This is a genomic window from Rathayibacter rubneri (genome assembly GCF_023743255.1).
GTDB lineage: Bacteria > Actinomycetota > Actinomycetes > Actinomycetales > Microbacteriaceae > Rathayibacter > Rathayibacter rubneri.
Window position 1 is genome coordinate 1 of sequence record NZ_JAMRYM010000155.1, and the last position, 5,075, is coordinate 5,075.

Consider the following 5,075-nt stretch of genomic DNA (forward strand, 5'->3'; position numbering starts at 1 on the left):
GCGGTGGGCGTCGGGGTCGGCTCCGGGGCGGCGGTCGTCGGCAGGGTGCTGATCGCGTAGCCGAAGTACTTGCCCGTGGTGGGGCGGGTCGGGTCGCCGGCGAAGGTGCGGCCGCGCTCGGCGCCCGCCTTGGCCTGGGCGATGACCTGGGCGCGGACCTGCGCCGGGGTCTTGCCGACGCACGATCCGCCGGCGCTCAGGCAGTCGAGGACGACGCCGCTGACGGCCGCGGCCGACATGCTGGTGCCGGACTGGACGTAGGCGTATCCGCCACCGAGCTTGGTGGTGTACGGGCACATGCCGGGGGCGGCGATGGTGTGCGCCTGGTCGGCGGCCGAGACGGCGAAGTTGCTGTTGATGGCGACCGAGTCGTCCTTGGTCGTCACGTTCGCGCACGGCACGGCGGCGAGGGAGCCGGGCTTGCCGTCGTAGTTCGCGATGTTCGTGGCGGTCAGGACCTCGTCGTAGGCGGCGGGGACGGCGCCGGCGAGGTTCTTCGGGGTGGAGGCGTTGCCCGCCGAGCTGACGACGGTGATGCCCTTGCCCACGAGCTCGCAGACCATCTGGTGCATGACGTCGTTGTTCGTGCGGCCGCAGTTGCTGTCGTCGGCGCCGACGGCGGCGAGCGACATGTTGACGACCTTGATGTTGTTCGCGGCGGCGTTCTTCGACACCCAGTCGAGACCGCAGACGATGCCCTCGGTCGTGCCCTTGTTGTTCTCGTCCAGGACGCGGACCGAGTAGATCGGAGCGCCGGGGGCGACGCCCACCGTGCCGAGTCCGTCGTCGTAGGCGGCCATGTAGCCGGAGACCGCGGTGCCGTGCCCGTTCTTGTCGGACGCGTCGCCCGAGCCGAAGCAGTTGATCTGATCCTTGAGGTTGTAGTCGGCGTTGGGGTTCACACCGGAGTCGATCACCGCGACGGCGGGACCGTTGTAGTTCGTGACTCCGTCACCGGCGAGCACCGGGGCCTTGTCGGCCTCCGCGGTGAGCACGTGCGACGGGATGACCTGGGCCTGGCCCTCGACCACGACGTCGGCCGGGGCGACCGAGACGACGCGGGAGTCGGCGACGAGCGCGGCCTGCTGGCGGGCGGTGAGCGTCGCGGTGAATCCCGCGGTGCCTCCCTGGTACGTCACGTAGTCGGCGACGCCGAGCGCGCGGACGACCTGCTGCGAGACAGCGGTCGAGTCCACGGTGACCACGTAGCGACCGGCGGTGCCGGCGGCCTGCGCGGGAGCGGAACCGGCGACGGCGAGCCCGGCGACCACGGCGAGCGCCGTGGCGAGGGCTCCGAGGCGGCGGAGGAGGGACCCGGCCGGCGGCGCGGACGCCGTGGCGGAGGAGGGGGAGGTCAAGGAGATCCGTCGATTCTGTCGGCGGCGGGGCCGACGGGTCGTGAGAGAGGTGCGAGATCGCGGGGCGCGTGCGTCCACCGCGGCCGCGGGGCCGGGAGGCGGCGGCTGGGGAGGCCGCGTCGGGCTGCGGCGGGCCCGTGGCTCGCCCACTCCCTCATCGGAGCGGCCCACCCATGACTCCAACAGAGTTCTCGGTTTTGCACAGCATCGCACGCGTACCCAGTACGGGGGTAATTTCGCGCAGAAGCCCCTTATCTGAGGAGGGCCTCAGGCTGCAGGGGCCGGATCGTGACCGCTGATCGACGACTGTCGAGAAACCCCCGGTCACAGCCCGGGATCAGCGCGCTCACGGCTGCGGTTTCCGGAGTCTTGACTGGTCCCACTCACGGAGTAGTGTCGTCGCTCGTGACAAAACAGGGCCCCGGGTCCGACGCGGGGGAATCACCCACCGACGCCGGTGAACTGCGCACCGCGAAGCACTTCTTCATCGGGGAGCCCCTCCCGAGCGACAAGCTCGAGGGCCAGCTGCTCAAGAAGCGCCTCGCGCTCCCCATCTTCGCGAGCGACCCGCTCTCCTCCGTCGCGTACGCGCCGCAGGAGCTGCTGATGATCCTGCTCCTGGGCGGACTCTCGTTCCTCACCTTCGCGCCCTGGGTCGCCGCCTGCGTGGTCGTGCTGCTGCTGGTCGTCGTGCTGAGCTACCGCCAGCTGATCCGCGCGTACCCCTCGGGCGGCGGCGACTACGAGGTCGCGCGCACCAACCTCGGCGAGACGGCGGGCCTCACGGTCGCCTCCGCGCTCCTGGTCGACTACGTGCTCACCGTCGCCGTGTCGGTCGCCTCCGGAGTCGACAACATCATCTCCGCCGTCCCCGAGCTCGCTCCCCTGCGGGTCGAGCTCGCGATCCTCTTCGTGGTGCTGCTGGCCGCCGTGAACCTCCGCGGCGTCTCGGAGTCGAGCAGGGCGTTCGCGATCCCGACCTACCTCTTCGTCGCCAGCGTCTTCGTGATGGTCGTCGTCGGACTCGTCCGCACCCTGCTGGGCGACGCCCCCGTCGCGGAGTCGGCGGGGTACAGCGTGCGGGCCGAGGAGCTCACCCAGGCCGCGGTCGTCCTCCTCCTGCTGCGCTCCTTCGCGAGCGGATGCGCCGCACTCACGGGTGTCGAGGCGATCTCGAACGGCGTGCCCGCGTTCCGGGCGCCGAAGGTGAAGAACGCGCAGCGCACGCTCGTGGCGATGGGGTCGATCGCGATCGTCCTCTTCGTCGGACTCACCGCTCTGGCCCTGGTCTCGGACGTGCACTACGCCGAGGACGCCTGCCACCTCGTCGGCTTCGCGGGCTGCGAGACCACTCCGCAGCGCTCGGTCATCGCGCAGGTGGCGGCCGCGACCTTCGGCAACGGCTCGATCCTCTTCTTCGTCATCCAGGCGGCGACCGCCGCCGTCCTGCTGCTCGCGGCGAACACCGCGTTCAACGGGTTCCCGCTGCTGGGCTCCGTGCTCGCCCGCGACGGCTTCGCCCCGAAGTCGCTCAACACCCGCGGCGACCGCCTCATCTACTCCAACGGCGTGATCATCCTCGCCTTCGTCGCAGCGGTGATCCTGCTCGTCTACCAGGCCTCGCTGACGAGCCTGGTGCAGCTGTACATCATCGGCGTCTTCGTCTCGTTCACCCTCGGGCAGACCGGCATGGTGAAGCACTGGATCCGGCTGATCCGCGCCGGCGAGGGCTCGCGCACCGTCTACACGAGCCTGGGCATCAACCTGTTCGGAGCGACGCTGACCTTCGTCGTCCTCGTCATCGTCACGATCACCAAGTTCACCCACGGCGCCTGGCTCGTCTACCTGGTGATGCCGATCCTCGGGTTCCTGATGGCGGGCGTGTACCGCTACTACCGCGACGTCGAGAAGGAGATCGAGGTCGACCCGACCACGACCTTCGGCGCCAACGGCGACCACGCGATCGTCCTCGTCGGCCGGATGAACAAGCCGACCCTGAAAGCGCTGGACTACGCGATCGCCGCCCGCCACGAGACCCTCGAGGCCGTCCACTCCTCCATCGACGACGCCCAGACCGCGCAGCTCAAGGCCGACTGGGAGCGGATGGACATCCAGGTGCCGCTGCGCTGCGTGGCGTCGCCCTACCGCGACATCTCGTACCCGCTGATCAAGTACATCAAGGCGCACCGCCTGGAGCACGGCTCCGAGATCACCACCGTCTACATGCCGCAGTACATCGTCGGCCACTGGTGGGAGTCGTTCCTCCACAACCACAAGTCGCGCCGGATCCGCCAGAAGCTCCTGCTGGTGCACGGCGTCACCGTGGCGCTGGTGCCCTGGCTCCTCGACTCCTCCGAGCTGATCTACGGCCGCCGCTCGCGGCCGATCCCGGGCCAGGCGCGCCGCGGCGAGCCCGTGCGCCCGGTGACCCGCCGGCCGATCCCGCCGGCCTCGGTGCTACCCAAGGGCGCCGCGGGCGAGGGGGCGCCGCGCAGCGCGTCCCGCTCGGCCGCCTCCGTGCGCACCAAGAAGGGCGGCAAGCGCCGCTGACCCGCGCAGGGCGTCGGCCGGGAGGGACGGGGAGCGGCCTCCGGCCGTCGGACCCCGCTCCCGGCCGATGCCCTGCGGGATCCGCCGCGCGACGGCCGGGAACAGCCCGCGTGACCGGTGCGGAACGGCCGGGCACTCCGCTGCGGAACCGCTCGGAGCACCCGTCGAGCGGCGCGGAACGGCCGCGCACCCGGACGGGGACGCCGCGGCGGAACCGCGCGGAACGCCCGTGGAACGGGTAGAGGGCCCGCGGCCTGTAGCCGCGAGCCCCCGATTTCCCCTTGTGCCTTCCCCCGAAGGCGGCCCGCCCCAACGGGCCGTGATCGACGCTATCGGCGGGCTATGGACCTGCGCATCCTCCTCACGACGGATCCCTGCCCGCCGCGGGGAGGGGTGCCGCGACCGCGAGGCGCCAGAGGACGGCGATGGAGAGGACGGCGGCGCTCGTGCCGAGCACCGCGAGGATCGCCGCGTCGACCACGTAGGGGCGGTAGTCCGGCTCGAACGGGTCCAGGCCCGTGCCGGCCAGCACGACGCCCGCCGGCACGACGGCCGCGACGAGCACGACGGTCCACGCGGCGACGCGCACCGGTCCGCGGCCGTCCGAGGGCACGGGGTGCGGGCGCCGGGTGACGTACCAGACGACCGCGCCGATCCCCAGGCCCAGCAGCCCGAGCACCCCGCTCGCGTACTGGGCCCACTTGTAGCCGGGGAACGGGCCGAAGGACCGCTGCAGCTCGGGCACGGCGGCCACGAACGGACCGCCGAGGTGCGTGAATCCGTCCCACAGCACGTGGGTGGCCGCGCCGATGACGATGCCCGCCGCGGCGAGGAGCGACACCGTGATCCAGGCTCGCGCGCCCCGCGGCCGCGCCCGTCGTGGGCGCAGCCGCACCCGCACGATCCACGGAGCGAGATCGCGCCAGGCGGGCTCGAGCAGCAGCGCCCAGAGCAGGAGCCCGAGGGCGCCGAGCGCCAGGTCGACCGTGACGATGCCCGCGAGGGAGTGCGTCGCCTGACGCGCCGCCGCCCACGGCAGGTAGAGGCCGATGTCGGGCATCACCGCTCCGGCGGCGACGGCGCTCGCGGGGATGCGGCCGTTCGAGAAGGCCAGAGCCACGACGGCGTGGCTCGGCGTGAACGGCATGCCTCACGGTATCCCGCCCC

General features: G+C 71.9%; 3 protein-coding genes. 1 reads left to right on the plus strand and 2 read right to left on the minus strand.

From position 1 onward, the window contains the following. Window positions 1-1,358, minus strand: a 1,358-nt coding sequence (locus tag NB037_RS18600) for a S8 family serine peptidase (RefSeq protein ID WP_251948426.1), incomplete at its 3' end; no start/stop codon positions are given. Between the two features lie 462 nt (window positions 1,359-1,820). Here NB037_RS18600 and NB037_RS18605 point away from each other — a divergent pair. Continuing rightward, window positions 1,821-3,908: an APC family permease gene (locus NB037_RS18605; RefSeq protein WP_251948430.1), complete on the plus strand. Its 2,088-nt coding sequence runs from the start codon at window positions 1,821-1,823 to the stop codon at window positions 3,906-3,908. 361 nt (window positions 3,909-4,269) lie between these two features. On the opposite strand, the gene NB037_RS18610 is transcribed toward NB037_RS18605, so the two are convergent. Next, complete coding sequence (locus tag NB037_RS18610) at window positions 4,270-5,055, minus strand: DUF4184 family protein (RefSeq protein WP_251948428.1); 786 nt, start codon at window positions 5,053-5,055, stop codon at window positions 4,270-4,272. Between the last annotated feature and the right edge of the window lie 20 nt (window positions 5,056-5,075).